Origin of the sequence: Bacillus sp. MUM 13, assembly GCF_001866725.1 — a bacterium.
Taxonomy (GTDB): Bacteria; Bacillota; Bacilli; order Bacillales; family DSM-1321; genus Peribacillus.
Map to the genome: position 1 here is coordinate 1 of NZ_MLYQ01000008.1, position 16,451 is coordinate 16,451.

At 41.7% G+C, this 16,451-nt stretch carries 16 protein-coding genes; 5 read left to right on the top strand and 11 right to left on the bottom strand.

What is annotated here, in order from left to right; all coding sequences use genetic code 11:
* Positions 1–129: 129 nt before the first annotated feature.
* The gene (gene ytfJ / locus BIV59_RS03115; protein WP_083392019.1) at positions 130–639 is read right to left on the bottom strand and encodes a GerW family sporulation protein; all 510 of its coding nucleotides are present in this window, start codon (positions 637–639) and stop codon (positions 130–132) included.
* A 15-nt stretch (positions 640–654) separates the two neighbouring features.
* Positions 655–1,209, bottom strand: a complete 555-nt coding sequence (locus BIV59_RS03120) for a DUF2953 domain-containing protein (protein ID WP_071349991.1) — start codon at positions 1,207–1,209, stop codon at positions 655–657.
* A gap of 395 nt (positions 1,210–1,604) precedes the next feature.
* Between BIV59_RS03120 and BIV59_RS03125 the strand changes: the two genes are divergently transcribed.
* Entirely contained in the window at positions 1,605–2,405 is an 801-nt protein-coding gene (locus tag BIV59_RS03125; protein ID WP_071349992.1) for an NAD kinase, read from the top strand.
* Positions 2,406–2,434: 29 nt separating this feature from the next.
* On the opposite strand, the gene rarD is transcribed toward BIV59_RS03125, so the two are convergent.
* Both rarD and BIV59_RS03135 read right to left on the bottom strand, forming a co-directional pair.
* Positions 2,435–3,364, bottom strand: a complete 930-nt coding sequence (gene rarD / locus BIV59_RS03130) for an EamA family transporter RarD (RefSeq protein WP_071349993.1) — start codon at positions 3,362–3,364, stop codon at positions 2,435–2,437.
* 41 nt (positions 3,365–3,405) lie between these two features.
* Positions 3,406–5,019, bottom strand: coding sequence for an amidohydrolase (locus BIV59_RS03135; RefSeq protein ID WP_071349994.1), 1,614 nt, complete (start codon positions 5,017–5,019; stop codon positions 3,406–3,408).
* 327 nt (positions 5,020–5,346) lie between these two features.
* Between BIV59_RS03135 and BIV59_RS03140 the strand changes: the two genes are divergently transcribed.
* On the top strand, positions 5,347–5,529 hold the full coding sequence (locus BIV59_RS03140; RefSeq protein WP_071349995.1) for a hypothetical protein: 183 nt from the start codon (positions 5,347–5,349) through the stop codon (positions 5,527–5,529).
* A 93-nt stretch (positions 5,530–5,622) separates the two neighbouring features.
* Positions 5,623–6,321, top strand: coding sequence for a hypothetical protein (locus BIV59_RS03145; protein WP_071349996.1), 699 nt, complete (start codon positions 5,623–5,625; stop codon positions 6,319–6,321).
* Between the two features lie 312 nt (positions 6,322–6,633).
* Here BIV59_RS03145 and BIV59_RS03150 read toward each other — a convergent pair whose 3' ends face one another.
* The 6 genes from BIV59_RS03150 to ezrA all read right to left on the bottom strand — a co-directional run bounded on the left by BIV59_RS03150 (position 6,634) and on the right by ezrA (position 13,878).
* On the bottom strand, positions 6,634–6,942 hold the full coding sequence (locus tag BIV59_RS03150) for a DUF3784 domain-containing protein (protein WP_083392020.1): 309 nt from the start codon (positions 6,940–6,942) through the stop codon (positions 6,634–6,636).
* 410 nt (positions 6,943–7,352) lie between these two features.
* Positions 7,353–8,933 carry an acyl-CoA synthetase MbcS gene (mbcS, locus tag BIV59_RS03155; RefSeq protein ID WP_071349997.1) on the bottom strand — a complete coding sequence of 527 codons (1,581 nt, stop codon included), beginning with the start codon at positions 8,931–8,933 and terminating at the stop codon, positions 7,353–7,355.
* Between the two features lie 183 nt (positions 8,934–9,116).
* Complete coding sequence (locus tag BIV59_RS03160) at positions 9,117–9,314, bottom strand: alpha/beta-type small acid-soluble spore protein (RefSeq protein WP_071349998.1); 198 nt, start codon at positions 9,312–9,314, stop codon at positions 9,117–9,119.
* 88 nt (positions 9,315–9,402) lie between these two features.
* On the bottom strand, positions 9,403–10,614 hold the full coding sequence (thiI, locus tag BIV59_RS03165) for a tRNA uracil 4-sulfurtransferase ThiI (protein WP_071349999.1): 1,212 nt from the start codon (positions 10,612–10,614) through the stop codon (positions 9,403–9,405).
* 4 nt (positions 10,615–10,618) lie between these two features.
* Positions 10,619–11,758 carry a cysteine desulfurase family protein gene (locus BIV59_RS03170; RefSeq protein ID WP_071350000.1) on the bottom strand — a complete coding sequence of 380 codons (1,140 nt, stop codon included), beginning with the start codon at positions 11,756–11,758 and terminating at the stop codon, positions 10,619–10,621.
* Between the two features lie 422 nt (positions 11,759–12,180).
* On the bottom strand, positions 12,181–13,878 hold the full coding sequence (gene ezrA, locus BIV59_RS03175) for a septation ring formation regulator EzrA (RefSeq protein ID WP_071350001.1): 1,698 nt from the start codon (positions 13,876–13,878) through the stop codon (positions 12,181–12,183).
* A 166-nt stretch (positions 13,879–14,044) separates the two neighbouring features.
* Between ezrA and hisJ the strand changes: the two genes are divergently transcribed.
* Positions 14,045–14,866, top strand: a complete 822-nt coding sequence (hisJ, locus tag BIV59_RS03180; protein WP_071350002.1) for a histidinol-phosphatase HisJ — start codon at positions 14,045–14,047, stop codon at positions 14,864–14,866.
* Here the strand turns inward: hisJ and refZ are convergent.
* On the bottom strand, positions 14,852–15,508 hold the full coding sequence (gene refZ, locus BIV59_RS03185; RefSeq protein ID WP_071350003.1) for a forespore capture DNA-binding protein RefZ: 657 nt from the start codon (positions 15,506–15,508) through the stop codon (positions 14,852–14,854). The genes hisJ and refZ overlap by 15 nt on opposite strands.
* 312 nt (positions 15,509–15,820) lie before the next feature.
* Between refZ and BIV59_RS03190 the strand changes: the two genes are divergently transcribed.
* On the top strand, positions 15,821–16,300 hold the full coding sequence (locus BIV59_RS03190) for a GAF domain-containing protein (RefSeq protein WP_071350005.1): 480 nt from the start codon (positions 15,821–15,823) through the stop codon (positions 16,298–16,300).
* Positions 16,301–16,451 lie beyond the last annotated feature (151 nt).

Sequence of the window (16,451 nt, forward strand, 5' to 3'; positions counted from 1 at the left end):
TGCGGGGTCTCACCTTCCCGCTAATCTAAACATGAGTCCCGCACCTTACACTCCAATCAACCTTGTTTAACAACGGGACCGCTTCACAAAACATATAAAAAACTACAATCTTTAAGTAAAGAGCCTTTATTAAAAATCAAAATCCTGTCTCTGCGGGCGCCGGTCCTGTTTTTCATCATGGCCCCTGCTTCCTTTTTCCCGCCTGTCAGGCTCGCCTGATACGCTTTGGCTGTCATTATTCTGCTCTTTATTCGTGCCGCTTTTAGAAAGCATGGACTGAATTTTATCGATGACAGCGGGTGCTGCATCAAGAAGCTTTTCCATTAAATGCGTCCCATCATTCAGGTGAAGCATCTTAATACCCTGTGACCCTACGATTAAAAAGGCAATCGGAGTGATGGAAACGCCCCCGCCGCTGCCGCCGCCAAATGGCTGTGAAGCAGAGCTGTCCTGGCTTTGATTGCCCCCTGAGAATTCGCTTCCACCTGCAGCAAATCCGAAGCCTACCTTCGAAACCGTCAAAATGACACTGCCATCAGGCGTTTCCACCGGATCTCCAATAATTGTATTCACATCAACCATTTCTTTAAGATTTTCCATTGCCGCTGTCATTAAGCCTTGAATTGGATGGTCTGACATTTCATGTTCCTCCTTCTAAAATGTTTGTCCGTTTGAATCAGCCGCAAAATTTTGCATACTATCTTTTTCAGATTCAGCATGTATGCTTTTCCAATAACGAAACAGTTTAATTCCTGCCAAAATAGCTTTTCCTAACCTAAATTGAAATATACAAGAAAGAACAATCCCTGCAGCAGGTTTTTGGAAAACAGAAGTCACAGAATAGGAAGGAACTATTTTACATGTTACATACATACAGAGAAGGGCGATTATCCATGATTGAAGCGCAAGAATCCCCCCTGACAGGACAGCCGTTAATGCAGCATCTCCTGCCCCGATAGATGTATGGCATTCAAACTTTGAGAGCCGCACTTTTCTTAAGAAATTCTTCATTATACGATGGACCGCGCCTATATGTCCCAAAATTTCCTTTATATCCTCAGCACTGCTGAAAAAATCTCCTGCAGAATTTATGGCGTCTTCTGCAGCCATTTTCCCTTTATGTATTTTTTCAGAGTCATCTTTGTCCCTTTCTGGAACATGAATGGTATAGCGGATGAGGCCAAACCAGGAACGGAGCTTAATAGTCAATTGATTTTGTCCTTGCTGGCAGTTATAGAAAATGATTACCTTCACCTTTGTAAAAAAAAGCAGGAAAAGTACACCTATAAGAAAAAGAAAAAGATACAAAATCCAGATGATAAGCTCACATCCCTTCCGCTTTCCAGTATTCGCATGAAGGCAAAAAAATAAACCTGAAAGCAGGGCTATACAGGTCTGTAAGGGGGGGTATTAATTGAAGCAAGGCAGATGAACAATACTATCACTTTCTAGTTTTACCTTGTCTCCGGCATTTTGAAACCTCTTACATGTAAAATGCCATGCTTCATGATAAACTGATTTCACAGTGAAGACTTTGATTTGCTCCAGGATGACTTACTTTGAGCAGCATCAAAAGTCTGAAAAAATGAACGGGAGGAAAATTGATGTCCAATCGCCGAAATATTTATTTTTTCCATACAAATTCATCTGACATGCTTGAAAAAATCCGTCCGCTGCATGATTTAGCAGAGAGGTATTCCTTTAATATTGTTAAGGATGCCAGACAAGCCAACATCATCTTAAGTGTCGGCGGTGACGGGACCTTTCTTCAGGCTGTCCGGAAAACCGGATTCAGGGAGGATTGTCTATATGCGGGAATTTCAACCGGAGGAAGCTTAAATATGTACTGTGACTTCTTATTGGATGATACGAGCAAGATGATTGATTCCATGACACAGGAACAAATAGAAGTGCGGAGATATCCGACAATTGAAATCACTCTTGATAATCAGCCTTCCTTTTACGCCCTTAACGAATTGAGCATCCGTTCATCTGTCATTAAAACAGTGGTTATGGATTTGTTCATTGATGACATCCATTTTGAAACCTTTCGGGGCGATGGCATAGTGATTGCTACTCCTACAGGAAGCACAGCATATAACAAATCGGTGAACGGCGCCGTTGTCGATCCTTCCCTGCCCTGTTTCCAGGTCAGCGAACTGGCTTCTTTGAATAATAATACATATCGCACGCTCGGCTCTTCATTCATCCTTGGGGAAAATAGATCTTTGACAGTCCATGTTTCGCAAAACGGCAATGAATACCCGACAATCGGCATGGATAACGAAGCCATGAGCATCCGGCATGTGAATCAAATAAAAGTAAATTTAAGCGGCAGGAAAATTAAAACGGTCAAATTAAAAGATAACTCATTTTGGGAAAAAGTCAGAAGGACATTTTTATAGAGATGGCATATTTGCCATCTCTATTTTTTTCATGCTCCGATTTTTCTTTTTCCTTTCATTCTTCCTGCACCTGCCGTCCCCCATTTGGTCTTGGAGAGGGAGTATATCGCCAGCGCGCTCCAAATGAAAATGAAGGCCACTAGATGTGTTTTAGTGAATGTTTCATGATAAACAAATACTCCAAGGATCAATGTCAATGTCGGAGCAATATATTGAAGAAAGCCGAGCATCGATAAAGGAACCAACTGAGCTCCTTTAGCAAAATACAAAAGCGGAAGAGCTGTCGCAATCCCTCCTCCTATCAGAAAGAGACTGACAGATCCTGATCCGAAAAATGAAGAATGTGATGATAAAGCAAGATACACGCAATAGCCCAGTGCAAGCGGAGTCACCATCATCGTCTCCAATGTCAGGCCTATGGCTGAATCTGCACTGATCATCTTTTTGGCAAGGCCATACAAGCCAAAGGTAATGGCCAGAATGAGTGATACCCATGGTATGGAGCCAAAGTGAATTCCCAGTATAAGCACCCCTGCTGCAGCTAAGCAAAAAGACAGGACCTGTGCTCCCGATAAGCGCTCCTTTAAAACAATAACGCCCAATAAGACACTGACAAGAGGATTAATATAATAGCCAAGGCTCGTCTCAAGAATATGATTTGAATTGACGGCCCAAATAAAAACTCCCCAGTTTGCGCTTACCAGCAGGGACGCAGCGAAAAGAGCAAATAATTTCCTTGGCTCCTTTGATATTTGTTTAAGATAAGCGGTAAATAGCTTCCATTTCTTTGTGACTACTAAAAGGGCACCCATAAAGACAAATGACCAGATGATTCTGTGTGCCAGGATTTCGTATGGCTGGACCTGCTGTACAAATTTCCAGTAGATAGGGATGATTCCCCAGATCACATAGGAAAGGGCTGCATAAAATATGCCTTCTTTTTCGTTTTCGTGTTTCATCTTCTTCCTTCTTTCCTTCGTTTCTTAAACCAAATATTATATCATAAATCGTAATCTGCGGATTTATATACGATCCTGCCATCCACAACCGTCATGACCGCCCGCGCTGTCAGCAGATCCGATTTCTCTGCAGAAAAAATATCGGTGTCCAGCACGGTAAAATCAGCCATATACCCTGGTGCAATTTTGCCCCGCTTCTGCTCCTGGCCAATTGCGTAGGCACTTCCTTTTGTATATAAAGACACGGCCTCAAATACTGAAAGGCACTGATCTTCTCCAAATATCTCCTTATCCTCGCTGTCCGGCTTTGTTCTGGTTACGGCTGCGTGGATGCCCAAAAGCGGATTAAGTTTTTCAATCGGCGCATCTGAGCCGCCTGCACAATGTATCCCTTCATCCAGATAGGTTTTCCATGCATAACTTTGCTCTATTAAATCACTGCTGACCTTCTCTATAACCCATGGAAAATCGGAAGGTACAAATCCAGGCTGAATATCAAAGATAAGCGGCAATGATTTGGCGCGGTGAATCAGATCCTTTCTCATAATCTGGGCGTGAATCAGCCTGTCCCTTAAACCTTGTTCGGGCGGAAAGGCTTCAATGGCATCGAGGGCGTACTCAAACGCCAAATCCCCAATTGCATGTATGGCAACAGGCATGTGTAAGGACCTTGCTTTTTTTACTAATTCCTTCAGTTCTTCCGGTGTAAAAATGGCAACACCCTGTGTTTCCGGCTGATCTGAGTACGGTTTGCTTAAAAGAGCCGTATTTCCTCCCAATGAACCATCCGCGAAAATCTTCATACTATCAAATTCAATGTACGTTGTGCCTCCTCTGTACGAGTAGCCGTGTCCATGCATATCAGCGGCTGCTTCATGATGGACAAGCAAATTCGCCCTAAAACTCATTCCTTCTTTTTCGATCACTGTAACAAAAGCTTCATAGGTCGGCAAAAAACCATTGTAATAATGCAGATCTTCCGTATGGCAGCCAGTCAGTCCAAGCCGGTAACAATCAGAGATTGCCATACGGAGAGCTGATTCTATGTATTCCTTTGTAATGCCCGGGATGCTGTTTAGCACAAGCTCCTGGGCCGGGTCTTCCTTAAACATCCCGTTCAGCCGGCCGTCAGGATATCTGCCGATAACCCCTCCCGCAGGCACTTTCACATCCTGCGCCACAGCTGCTTCCTTCATGGCTCTTGAATTTGCGACTAGGGCATGACGGCAAATTCTCTTTAAAATCACAGGATGACTCACAGATAATGCATCCAAATCATCAGATAATATAAGAGTGGAATCTTCCCATTCATTTTCATTCCAGCCTTCTGCGACAACCCATTTGCCCTCTGGTGTTGACCTGCATTTATCACGGACAGCACGCAATACTTCTTCACGGCTTTTCATCTCGGAAAGATCCAGTCTCATCAGCCTCTCTCCATGCCCGACAAGATGCATATGGCTGTCAACAAGCCCCGGAATCATTGTAGCATGATTCAGATTGACCCTTTCTGTAATCCTTGAATGATATTTCTTCTCAAGCTCAGAAGCCACCCCTGCTTCAATGATTGTTCCTTGTTCAGTAAATAAAGCCTCAGCCATATTGCCTTCTTCCGTCATTGTGTATATATTTCCATTGCCCCACAAAATCCCCACAAAGCTGCACTCCCTTTTAGCTGTGTATTATATTTTCTTAAAGTGTAACATTATGTAAATATTCTAACAATATTTACGCAAGCTCTATCTATCGATGAAAATCATAGTATAATAGCAGATATTAATTTTACCTGGAGAGCCCTGCCATACAGGTTTTTTTTTACTTATAAACACCCAAGCAACTAAAGCAGGCTAAGTGATTACTAAAAGGCAAACAAGTCCCAAAAGAATAGATACACGGACGGGCCAGCTGTTTTTATATGAGCAAATTGGATCAAACGAAATTGAGCTGTGCCGCCTTGGTAACAGATTGACAGGAGGATTGTTATGCAAACACTTTTACCTATTATTTTGTACTTGATTGGCTTATTCATTCTGTATTTGGTTATTAAGACAGCAGTCAAAGAAGGCATTAATCAATCTATTGTCGGCAAACACCTAGAGAAAAAATATGAACATACAGAAGCTAAAAAATCTTTCTTTGATAGTGATTTAGATAATGATAGATAAAGTAAAAAAATAGCGGGCAATATATTTCTGATAGTTTGACTCTAGTAATTTCGTTAGGGTCGACTAATTTGAAAACGAGATGGGAAGTGCGAAATGGAAAATATTTTAACCAATGTTTTGAAAAACGATAGATTGGATGAATATCAGTTATTCAAAAAGTATTGTGTCCTCAAAGATAAAGGGCTACGGAAAGAATCCTTTAAACTATTATCCTCATTTATAGATGAAGCAAGGAAATGGGATAAAGATAAACAACAGAATTTCGCTTGTTGGCTATTTGCTTTATTTGAAGTATCAGACAATATTCACCACTTACTTGTTCATCCTTTAGAGGAAAATTTATTAAAGCCTATACTTGAGGAATGGATAAAGAAAAATCCAAAAGAACCAAGACCATATAGGTGGTATGGCTTATTTTTACAAACCGAAAACCGTATTGAATACTTAAACAGCTCAATTGAACTTGGCGGCAAAAGCGAACAATTATCTTTGTTAAAACTCATTGATATTAATTTGTACTCGCTTTGGTATTCGTTTCATCATATATCTGAAGATTTATATTTGGGTAATATTGAAGAAGATTCTCTGCTTATTACTAAGTTACAGCAGTTAAATGATAAGGTAGAATGTCAACAAACTAGAAAAGATAATGATGACGAAATTAACTATTATAGAGAACTGTTGAATGATTGGATGTTGTTTAAAAACGAACAAAAAAAGGACTTTGTTAACTGGTGTAAAAACAAGGGTAAGGATTACCATTGGACAAATGCTTATTATTACGAACAATAAAGGGCTTTTTATAGCCCTTTTACAATTGTGAAAAATCAACATAAAAATTTAACAGAGCCTAATAAAAAAGGCTCTTTTCGCAGAAATGCGGCTTTATTGACCATACTGTTGAAGTGTTGATACATGGGTTTAAGGAGGCGTTGGGGGAATATGTTTATGAAGAATCAGCAAATTAACCAAATCAGTTCAAATGCGGCGTTATTTAATTCGATGAAACAAAAAAATTACTGAAACCTGATATAACAAAGAAACGGTTTAAGGGGGTTTTTTGTGGCATTAAAAAGGACAGCAGTCGCCATCCTATACATTGGTCTAAAATCTAAATCGCCAATAATTAGCCACCAAAATCATTAATACAGCATATACACCGATAATATATTTGTATATCTGTACGGAGCCTTCGCCAAAAACCCAAACTGCTAAAGGCAGTGTAATAATAAGAATTCCTAATATTATTGCTGATAAACCTGTTCTTTTAGCGTATTTATCTTCATCTCCGTAAAATGTTCTGTCACTATAACCAATGATTAAGGATAACATCTTTTTTGCTCCAATCAGATACCCTAAATAAATGACAAAAACTCCAGCAACTATTGAAGCTACTGTACCAAGAGTTCCCACGATTTCACCTCCATTTATATTTATATTACCATTTTGCAAGTAATTTCCTATGTTAATCCAACCATTAATAAAACAAATGGGTTTACGAAAAAAGAGCCATAAAAGTAAAAGCATCCGCTTCTAGATGTTTTCTTTTGGCTCTTTTCACATAAGGATTGTTGTTTTTTTATTGCGTTAAGTGAGATCTCATTGTTAAGCCTGGCTGATTGGAGCGTAAGGTGCGAGACTCCTGCGGGATTAGCAGGAAGGTGAGACCCCGCAGGCGCAGCAGAGGAGGCTCACCGCCTGCCCCGCGGAAAGCGAGCATCCTGGAGCGGAAATCAGCCACCTTGTTCCAAAGCAGCAACGAAAACAGCTTTTTTTCACTATGAACCCAGTCTGCAGATTTACCATCCTGGTTCGCTTTCTAATCAGTTTAAAATCGTTTCCTCTCTCTTCCTCAATTCAATTCTGCGTATTTTTCCTGAAGCCGTTTTAGGGAGCTCTTTAATGAATTCAATCTTTCTTGGATACTTATATGGGGCAGTCAAGCTTTTCACATGCTCCTGAAGGATGGAAATTAACTCCGGATTGCCTGCTTCCGCTTCGTCACGCAGTACAACATAGGCCTTAACAATATGGCCCCGGATTTCATCGGGACTGCCCACTACCGCGCACTCCTTTACGTAAGGATGTTTAACCAGGGCGTCTTCCACTTCAAACGGTCCAATTGTGTATCCTGAACTGATAATGATGTCATCTGAACGTCCCTCGAACCAGAAGTATCCATCTTCATCTCTTGAAGCCCTGTCACCGGTCACATAATAATCACCCCGGAATTGCATGGCTGTTCTTTCCGGATCTTTAAAGTATTTTTTAAATAATGCAGGCGTTTCGATATGGACAGCAATATCCCCTACTTCTCCGGTCTTGCATGGCTGTCCATTTTCATCAATGATTTCAACCCTATTTCCGGGTGTTGGTTTTCCCATGGATCCCGGTTTCATTTCCATTCCTTTTATGACACCGACCAAAAGGGTGTTTTCCGTCTGGCCATACCCATCCCGCACATCAATATTAAAATGTTTCCGGAAAGTTTCGATAACCTCCCTGTTTAGCGGCTCGCCGGCTGACACGGCACTATGCAGCCCTTCAAGCTTATAATTCTGCAAACCATCCACTTTTGCAATCAGGCGGTACTCTGTCGGTGTGCAGCAAAGAACATTCACTTTATAATCCTGCATGAGCTGCAAATACTTTTCCGGTTCGAATTTGCCGTGATAAACAAGCCCGGTGGCCCCTGAGCCTAGCACGGATAAAAACGGGCTCCAAATCCACTTCTGCCAGCCAGGTCCTGCTGTCGCCCAGACAACATCATTTTCCGTTACTGCAAGCCATTTAGGCGCCGCTGTCTTTAAATGGGCAAATGCCCACCCATGGGTATGGACCACTCCTTTAGGATTTCCTGTCGTGCCTGATGTATAAGATAAGAATGCCATATCCGATGCATTTGTTTCTGCCATATCCAGCTGATCTGGCTCATTATGGGCCGTTTCGCTAAGAAGCTTCCAGGAATCCGCTTCTTTTCCTACAGAAAACTTAACAAGCGATGCAGCTTCTTCCACTTCATTAATCTGATCGATAAATGGGTAATAGCTTACGATTCCCTTTACCTCACCGTGGTGAATCCTATACTGGATATCTTTTGCCCTCAGCATTTCCGAACTCGGGATAACAACCATTCCAAGCTTTAAGGCTGCAATATATACCTCGTATGCTTCAATAAGCCTTGGGATAATTATTAATAGGGTGTCACCCTGTTTAAGGCCGGCCTTAAGGAAAGCGTTTCCAATTCTATTTGCGTTCTTAAGCAAACGTTCATATGTAATTTCCTTTTTTAAACCAGCTTCATCTTCCCATTGCAGGGCAAGCTTTTCAGGATTGCCGGCATACTTCTCTATTTCGCTGACCAGGTTATATTTCGCGGGTGCCAGCAGTTCACTTCGATTCATTGTGTTTCCCCTCTCTCAGTGCATTTTAGCTTCTGCTTTCATTATACTAAATAATTCTGATATTTTAAAATCTTTATTCAATTCTCCTTTAGTACGAATTAATGAATAAGCCTTCCATGCCAAGTGTGTAAAACACAAAAAAGAAACGGGCCAGAAACCCGCTTCTTTGCATCCAGTTTATAATTACTTTTGGTAACCGCCTAATTGCTGTTCCGCCATTTGTACTAAACGTTTAGTTATTTCTCCGCCAACGGATCCGTTAGCGCGAGCAGTTGTGTCAGCGCCAAGCTGGACGCCGAATTCATTTGCAATTTCGTACTTCATTTGTTCAAGAGCTTGTGATACACCAGGAACTAACAATTGATTTCTGTTATTTGCCATGTGTTCTTCACCTCCTTGTGGTAATAGATTGTGCAGAAACACATGGCATCATTCATATATTATATCTGGGAATATTATGAAATATTTTTTAGAATAAGTCCTCAGAATCTTTCAGGAGACCGATTTCCTGCTCCGGAGTCAAACTCATAATTTCTGTCTTGGCAACAGCTTCTTCAATTAACGATTCAAAGTCTACAAAGCTTTCGTAAAAATTAACCTTTTCTCGCTTTGGCTTTGTTTTCGGGCTTGCTGGTGTAAAGACCGTACAGCAATCCTCATAAGGAAGATTGGAGATTTCAAGTGTATCATGTTCCTTGGCCAGTTCAATGATTTCCGTTTTATCCATCATAATCAGCGGACGGAGAATAGGCGTATTAGAAACCTCATTTATTGCAAACATGCTGTTAAGCGTCTGACTGGCAACCTGTCCAAGGCTCTCTCCAGTAATGATTGCCAGGCCTTCCTGCTTTTCGCGGATTTTATCAGCAATCTTCAGCATCGCCCTGCGGGTGGCTGTCATTGTATAATTTTCCGGTATTTGCTTTTGTATCAGCATCTGGACATCTGTAAACGGAACAATATGAAGCTTCATGCTTCCATAAACTTCGGCGAGTTTTTTGGACAGATCAATTACTTTTTGTTTGGATCGCTCGCTTGTAAATGGCGGGCTGTAAAAATGAATGCATTCTATGTCCAGGCCGCGTTTCATTGATAAAAAACCGGCCACCGGGCTGTCTATCCCCCCAGAAAGCATGAGCATCGCCTTCCCGCTTGATCCAAATGGCAGGCCGCCAGCACCCGGGATAATTTCACCCGTCAAATAAATGGCATCTTGCCTGATTTCAACCCTTAAGTTAAGATCAGGGTTTCTTACATCCACCTTTAGCCCGTCCATGTTTCTTAAAAGGTGTCCGCCTAAGGCATGATTCATTTCATCCGTATTGTAAGGATAGGTTTTATCCGCTCTTCTTGTTGAAATTTTAAATGTCTCAATGCTTCCTGACAGCTGGCTGAGATAAAATAAAGCAGCATTTTTCACTTCTTCTATATCCAGGCCGGTTTTTAATGCAGGACTCAGGGACTGGATGCCAAATACTTCCTTGAGCAGAGCAATGATTCTCACATGATCGGCACCGTTTAAAATAATAAACATCCTATCCCTGCTGGAGGTAATCTTAATCTCTGCAAAAGCCCTGAGTGTCCATTTAATATGGGTGCGGAGTTTATCCACAAACGCTTTCCTATTTCTTTTTTTTGTGGATATTTCTCCGTATCGTATGATGATATGGTCAAATTTCATTTTATTACCTCATTACCATTTGTAATTTTTCTATCGTTGCCCTGATAGCGTCCAGGACCTCTTTTGCTTCCTTTATATTGTTTTGGTAAGAAAGGCTGATTCTTACCACGCTTTCTGCCCTCGCCTTATTGCGGAACATATTCATAACCGTTTCACTGGCAGACTTATTTTTGGAAGAACAGGCGCTTGTTGTAGAAACAAAGATATCCTTTGCTTCGAGTGCGTGAATGAATACTTCTGACTTGATTCCAGGTATAGAGAAATTGATGATATGCGGGGCACCATTCAAAGTACTGTTCATTTGGACAGCATCCATGTCCTTAAGACCGGAGTATAGGCATTCCCTGATTTCAAGAAGTTTATCTCTATCTTTTTCCTGATGCAAAAGCGTAAGGCGCAGTGCCTTTGCAAGCGCAACGATTCCCGCTGCATTTTCTGTACCGCTCCTTACCTTCGATTCCTGGCTTCCGCCTGAAAATAGCGGAGAGATATTGACGCCATTTCTTTTATATAATACGCCTGTCCCCTTTAAAGCATGAAACTTATGGCCAGAAATGGTGCATAAATCAATGTGGCTTGCTGTAAGATTCAGCATGGTTTTTCCGATTCCCTGAACATGGTCGACATGAAAAAGGGTCTGCGGATAACCGGATACGATCCTGCCGATTTCTTCAATAGGCTGTATGGATCCAACTTCATTATTCACATGCATAATAGACACAAGAATCGTGTCGCTTCTTAGAGCCTCTTTAAGATCCAGGAGTGATATCAGCCCATCTTCGTTCACAGGAAGATATGTCACTTCAAACCCCTTGCCTTCCAAATAACGGCAGGCATCTTTCACAGAAGCATGCTCAATTTCCGTTGTTATAATATGCTTCCCTCTCTTGGCATTCGCCTCAGCTGCTCCCTTGACCGCAAGATTATTTCCTTCCGTTCCTCCTGAGGTGAAATATATTTCAGAAGGAGCAGCACCAAGCAAATCAGCAACCTGCTTACGGGCCTGAGACAGGAGCTTCTCTGACCTCGCACCCATCCCATGAAGCGATGAAGGATTTCCAAAGTATTCAGAGGAAACCTTTGCGAAGGCTTCAATGACTTCTGGATATGGCTTGGTCGTCGCACTGTTATCAAAATAAATCATGATTTCCGCCTCCATGGTCCGTCTATATCTATAGAATACAGCAAAATAAGCTGCACTATTTAATTTAAATCGCTGCCGGCAAGTCCACCATCAAAGCACAATACATACCTGCAAAGCCTGAAAAAGGTTGGACAAGACTCAACTATTTATAATACCATAACTGCCCGCATTTGAAAAAAAAAGCGCAAGCGCCTTGATAGCCTCGACCAGCATAAGGCTCCTCAGAATAGTAGGCGCTTTTTGCCTTCAATTCTGAGGTGACTTATGACCTCGAGAGGCTAGGCGCTGAAGCTGGATTAATTTCAAAAGCGCAAGCGCCTCAAAGACTAAGAACACTTCGTCCCGCTGCATGCAGGGTCGTTATCCATAGCGGGGGCTTTCGACCAGCAAAAAGAAGAAGCCGGCTAGCGCCGGCTTCTTCTTTACCTCGTCAATAATTCATCAAGGTTCGCTTCTATTTTTTTCAGGCTGCCCGGCTCCACTTTTTCAATGGAACTCGCAGCTATCTCTAATGCTGCTTCATATTCATAGGTCCTGAATTTTTCTTCAGCTTCCCTCAGCGCATCAGCAACAGAGGAATAACGGCTGCGGTAGCGGTTGCCGTATTGGATGACCTTTTCTGATAAAAACATTTGCTCGATCAGCTCTTCAGTGTTTTCGTACAGGCTATCGACAACAGCGACTGCCTTTTCGAGATAAATATGTACCGAAGCCATATCCAGCGGTTTTTCTTCCAGCTTGTTATGAACATCCTCAAAGCTTTCCTTTGCGGCGTAAATAGCTGCCTTGTATGATTCCGGAAGGCCAGGCATGTTGCTTTTTGTAATCAGGCGGCTTGTATCGGCCATTTTCCCCCTGAGAGTTTTAAGTGCCTCCCTGGCTTCCATTTCATCCTTGCGGAGCGCCTGCAGCTTGCCCGAAAATACATTTTGTTCTTCTTGAATCTCTTTTATCTGCTTTTCGATCTCGATGATCTCTTCGCTTAGTTCAGAACTTGCAACAGTATTTTCTTCAATTTTCATCCTTATGGCCGGATATTTTTTGGCAATCTGCGCAATCTGTTTTTCTAAAATCCTGTAGGCTTCCAATTCACTTTCAGTTAAATGGTAGCTGTGCTGGACAATGGCTGCCTCAGCCTTCAATTTATCATTTTCATACTCCAGTTTATAAATCTCTTCCTGAAGGAGTTCTTCATTAGCCTGGATAAATTGTCTTGCATACACTTCTTTTTCAAGCAGATCATATAATACATTCACATTATCATGCATTTCGGCAATGCCTTGTTCCACTTCTTCTGTTTCTGCATTGTCCAGGTATTCAGCATATAACCCAAGCTCCCGTTCAATGCGGGAGACTTCCTTTTCAAACTGGATGTGATCCAGGGAGTAGCCCTGCTGCATCATTTCTGCATATCCATCCTTCAGTTCAGCAATGGTATTCGGCAAAGAAGTTTTGCTTTCAGCTACAAGCTGCGGAAGCAATTCCATTTTGGAAGCGGCATTTGCAAGCTTTCCCTTGATTGTCAGGACAAGCTCCCTCGCATTTAAGTAGTTGCCGTTTTCTGTGGCACTTTCATACTGCTGAAGGATCTCCAGAACTTCATCAAGCATAAACTCAAGCTTGTCTGCAGCTGCTCCATATGTGTGATGATGGGCGAGCAGCTTCTTTTTCAGTGTGCGGTAATTTTCTTTGACGTCCTCAATTTCTTCCCGGTTTTTTTCTTCGCTTCCGACAAGATCATTTAGTTCGTCAAGGATGTTCTGAATGGTCTCTTCAATTCCCTTCAGTTTCAGCGTCAGTTTATGCTGTACTTCCCTCGAACGTTTAAAACGGTACTTATCAATATATTCTTCTGCATCAAACAGTAGCTCCTCAACATCAGGCATATGGATGGTAATGATGGCGTCCCATTCCTTTCGCCATCTTTCAAACATCTCTTCTGTTTCCCCCGTCATATTCAACTGTTTAACCTTAGATAGCTCATCCAGTACAGGGCGGTTCATGATATCCATTTTCCATGATTCCAGACGGTCAATTTCTTTAAAATATTTCTTTTTAAAAAAATACCCCCAAATAATAAAAGCCAGTATTACTGCAATCGCTCCAAGTATGTATTCCATCATAAGCCCCCTGTTCTTGCCTCACCGTACTTCTACATTATATATAAATGCAATAAATGTTCATTTCAATGCTTTTATGATACCATGTTAGCAATAATTTTTGACTAGAAAGTTGAATTTTTTTGTAGAAATATGCATGAATGGAATGTTTATTGGAGGGGTTTAGTTGAAAAGTGATAAACATGTGCACAGTCCTTACTGTCCGCACGGTTCAAATGACGGATTTGAGGAATATATCGGGAGGGCCATCGAACTCGGAATGGAAGCTATCACCTTTACAGAGCATGCTCCTTTGCCTGAAGGATTTGCTGATCCGGCTCCAGAAAAAGACAGCGGGATGGACCCTTTGCTCCTTATGGATTATTTCAGGGAAATCGAATCCTTAAAAAGGGCCTACAAGGACAAAATAACGATTAAGGCCGGATTAGAGATCGATTACATTGAGGGCTTTGAAAAAGAGACCAAAGAGCTTCTTGACAGGATCGGAAAATTTCTCGATGACAGCATTTTATCTGTCCACTTCCTCCATGCAAAGGAAAACTGGTACTGCATGGATTTCAGTGATGATGTATTCGGGGAGCTTTCCCGCATATCCGGTTCTGTGGACAATGTTTATAACATGTATTATTCTGCTGTTGAAAAATCCATTGATGCTGATCTTGGGGTATATAAGCCCGCTCGCATCGGCCATATCACCCTGGCACATAAATTCCAGCTGAATTACCCGTCCCGCCGTAACTTCGTATATCGTTTGCATGCGATCCTCCATCAAGTCCGCCGAAAAGGCTATCAGCTGGATTACAATGCAGCAGGACTATTCAAACCGCTATGCAGGGAACCCTATCCGCCTGATGATATAGCCATTTATGCAAAAAAGCTCGGCATTCCCCTTGTTTATGGATCTGATGCCCATCAGGCTAAAGATGTGGGACAAGGCTACAAAAACCTGCTTCCTATTCTCCAATCCCCTGACTCACATAGTGGATAATTGAGGCTCGCGATAATCCATGATCTCTGAGTCTTTCGAATAAAGGGCCGATTGCAGGAATTTAATGATTTCGTCTCCATATTTGGCGTTATAGTAGTTCTCCTGAGGAAAGACATGCAAAACCTCCATCGCATAATGGGAATGCATAACAGGGGCAGAAAGCAGGCCTTTAAGCTGAAGAATGAATACTGGAATGGAGACGTTTTGAAAAGCATGCTCTTTCATTCCTTTTTCCAATATTAATTGAAAGTAAAATCTTTCTTTTGTAAAATAGGTTGAAAGGATTTCACGGTTTAAGCTGGAATCCCAGGAGGATTCTCCATAGATGAAGCTGGATGCAAGGAAATTCTTTTTTTGAAACTCAAGAATATCCAGGATCATACCGCTAAGGCAAAGTTTTGGACCTTTTCTCTCCAGTTCAAGGATATTGATATCAAGAATTTCTACATACTCTTCTAAATATGAGGTGAAGCAATATTCCAGCAAGCCTTGCTTATTTTTAAAGTAATAGGCTATATTTGCCGGATTGACTTTCGCCTTCCCGGCAATATCCCGAATGGAAGTGGCATGGTATCCTTTTAAGTGAAATAAATATAGAGCGGCATCTAGAATCAATTGTTTAGTCCGGGTTTGGCGGTTCATTTTTGAGTCCCTCCCTTTTCTGTTGCAGCACATCTCTCTAACCAAGTATTCTTTCTGGAAGCAGTTTCTCCTTTGTCTTCTTCTCGACAACTTTTATGGCATGCAGGGGTTATCAGGAAACTGTCGAATTGTGCAGATGCCTTTTTAATCATGTTCTTTTCATCGAGATTTGAAAATACTGCGGATAAATATGCGAAATTACAGGATTATTGCTTAAAATTGGGGAAACAGATATGCGGAAAGTTTTAGTTATAAAGAAATAGTTAATGACCTATAGATTATGAAAAATTACCGGAAGCAAGGTGAATGTTTGTGTTTAATGCAGAATCCTATCAAGGAAATAAAGAAGAAAATTATAAGATGGTTATAAAACAGCTCGTTTCTCTTATTGAAGACGAAAAGAATATGGTGGCTAATCTTAGCAATGCGTCAAGCCTTTTAAATCAGTTCCTCGATGAAGTGAACTGGGTGGGCTTTTACCTTACGGAAGGAACAGAGCTTGTTCTCGGACCATTCCAAGGACTGCCGGCATGTGTCCGCATCCCGTTTGGAAAGGGTGTTTGCGGAACCTCTGCAGCAGAACGCAAAACCATGCGAATTGAAGATGTGCACCAGTTCCCGGGACATATTGCCTGTGATGCTGCATCACGTTCTGAAATCGTGGTTCCACTCCTTAAGGATGGAGAACTGCTAGGAGTTCTTGATATCGACAGCCCAATCATCAAAAGGTTTGATGAAATTGACGAAAAGATGCTTCAGGAATTCGCCAGCACCCTCGCTCAATATCTGTAGGATAATGGAAGATCCAGCAGCAAAATCCAGGTTCTGAACTTGAAGATACAGAAAAAGCGTTAAAGGGCAGCCTTTATTCAATTGGCCTCGGCCCTTAGACAGCCAGCGTACAAAGTAAGATAAATAAACATGAAAGAAGCCGTATCTAATC

Bases quoted from the DNA above. Each gene is read 5' to 3' on its own strand.
- refZ (WP_071350003.1), bottom strand. From the start codon at position 15,508: ATGAACCGCCAAACCCGGACTAAACAATTGATTCTAGATGCCGCTCTA.
- rarD (WP_071349993.1), bottom strand. From the start codon at position 3,364: ATGAAACACGAAAACGAAAAAGAAGGCATATTTTATGCAGCCCTTTCC.
- ytfJ (WP_083392019.1), bottom strand. From the start codon at position 639: ATGTCAGACCATCCAATTCAAGGCTTAATGACAGCGGCAATGGAAAAT.
- BIV59_RS03170 (WP_071350000.1), bottom strand. From the start codon at position 11,758: ATGATTTATTTTGATAACAGTGCGACGACCAAGCCATATCCAGAAGTC.
- BIV59_RS03160 (WP_071349998.1), bottom strand. From the start codon at position 9,314: ATGGCAAATAACAGAAATCAATTGTTAGTTCCTGGTGTATCACAAGCT.
- mbcS (WP_071349997.1), bottom strand. From the start codon at position 8,933: ATGAATCGAAGTGAACTGCTGGCACCCGCGAAATATAACCTGGTCAGC.
- BIV59_RS03125 (WP_071349992.1), top strand. From the start codon at position 1,605: ATGTCCAATCGCCGAAATATTTATTTTTTCCATACAAATTCATCTGAC.
- BIV59_RS03145 (WP_071349996.1), top strand. From the start codon at position 5,623: ATGGAAAATATTTTAACCAATGTTTTGAAAAACGATAGATTGGATGAA.
- thiI (WP_071349999.1), bottom strand. From the start codon at position 10,614: ATGAAATTTGACCATATCATCATACGATACGGAGAAATATCCACAAAA.
- ezrA (WP_071350001.1), bottom strand. From the start codon at position 13,878: ATGGAATACATACTTGGAGCGATTGCAGTAATACTGGCTTTTATTATT.
- BIV59_RS03140 (WP_071349995.1), top strand. From the start codon at position 5,347: ATGCAAACACTTTTACCTATTATTTTGTACTTGATTGGCTTATTCATT.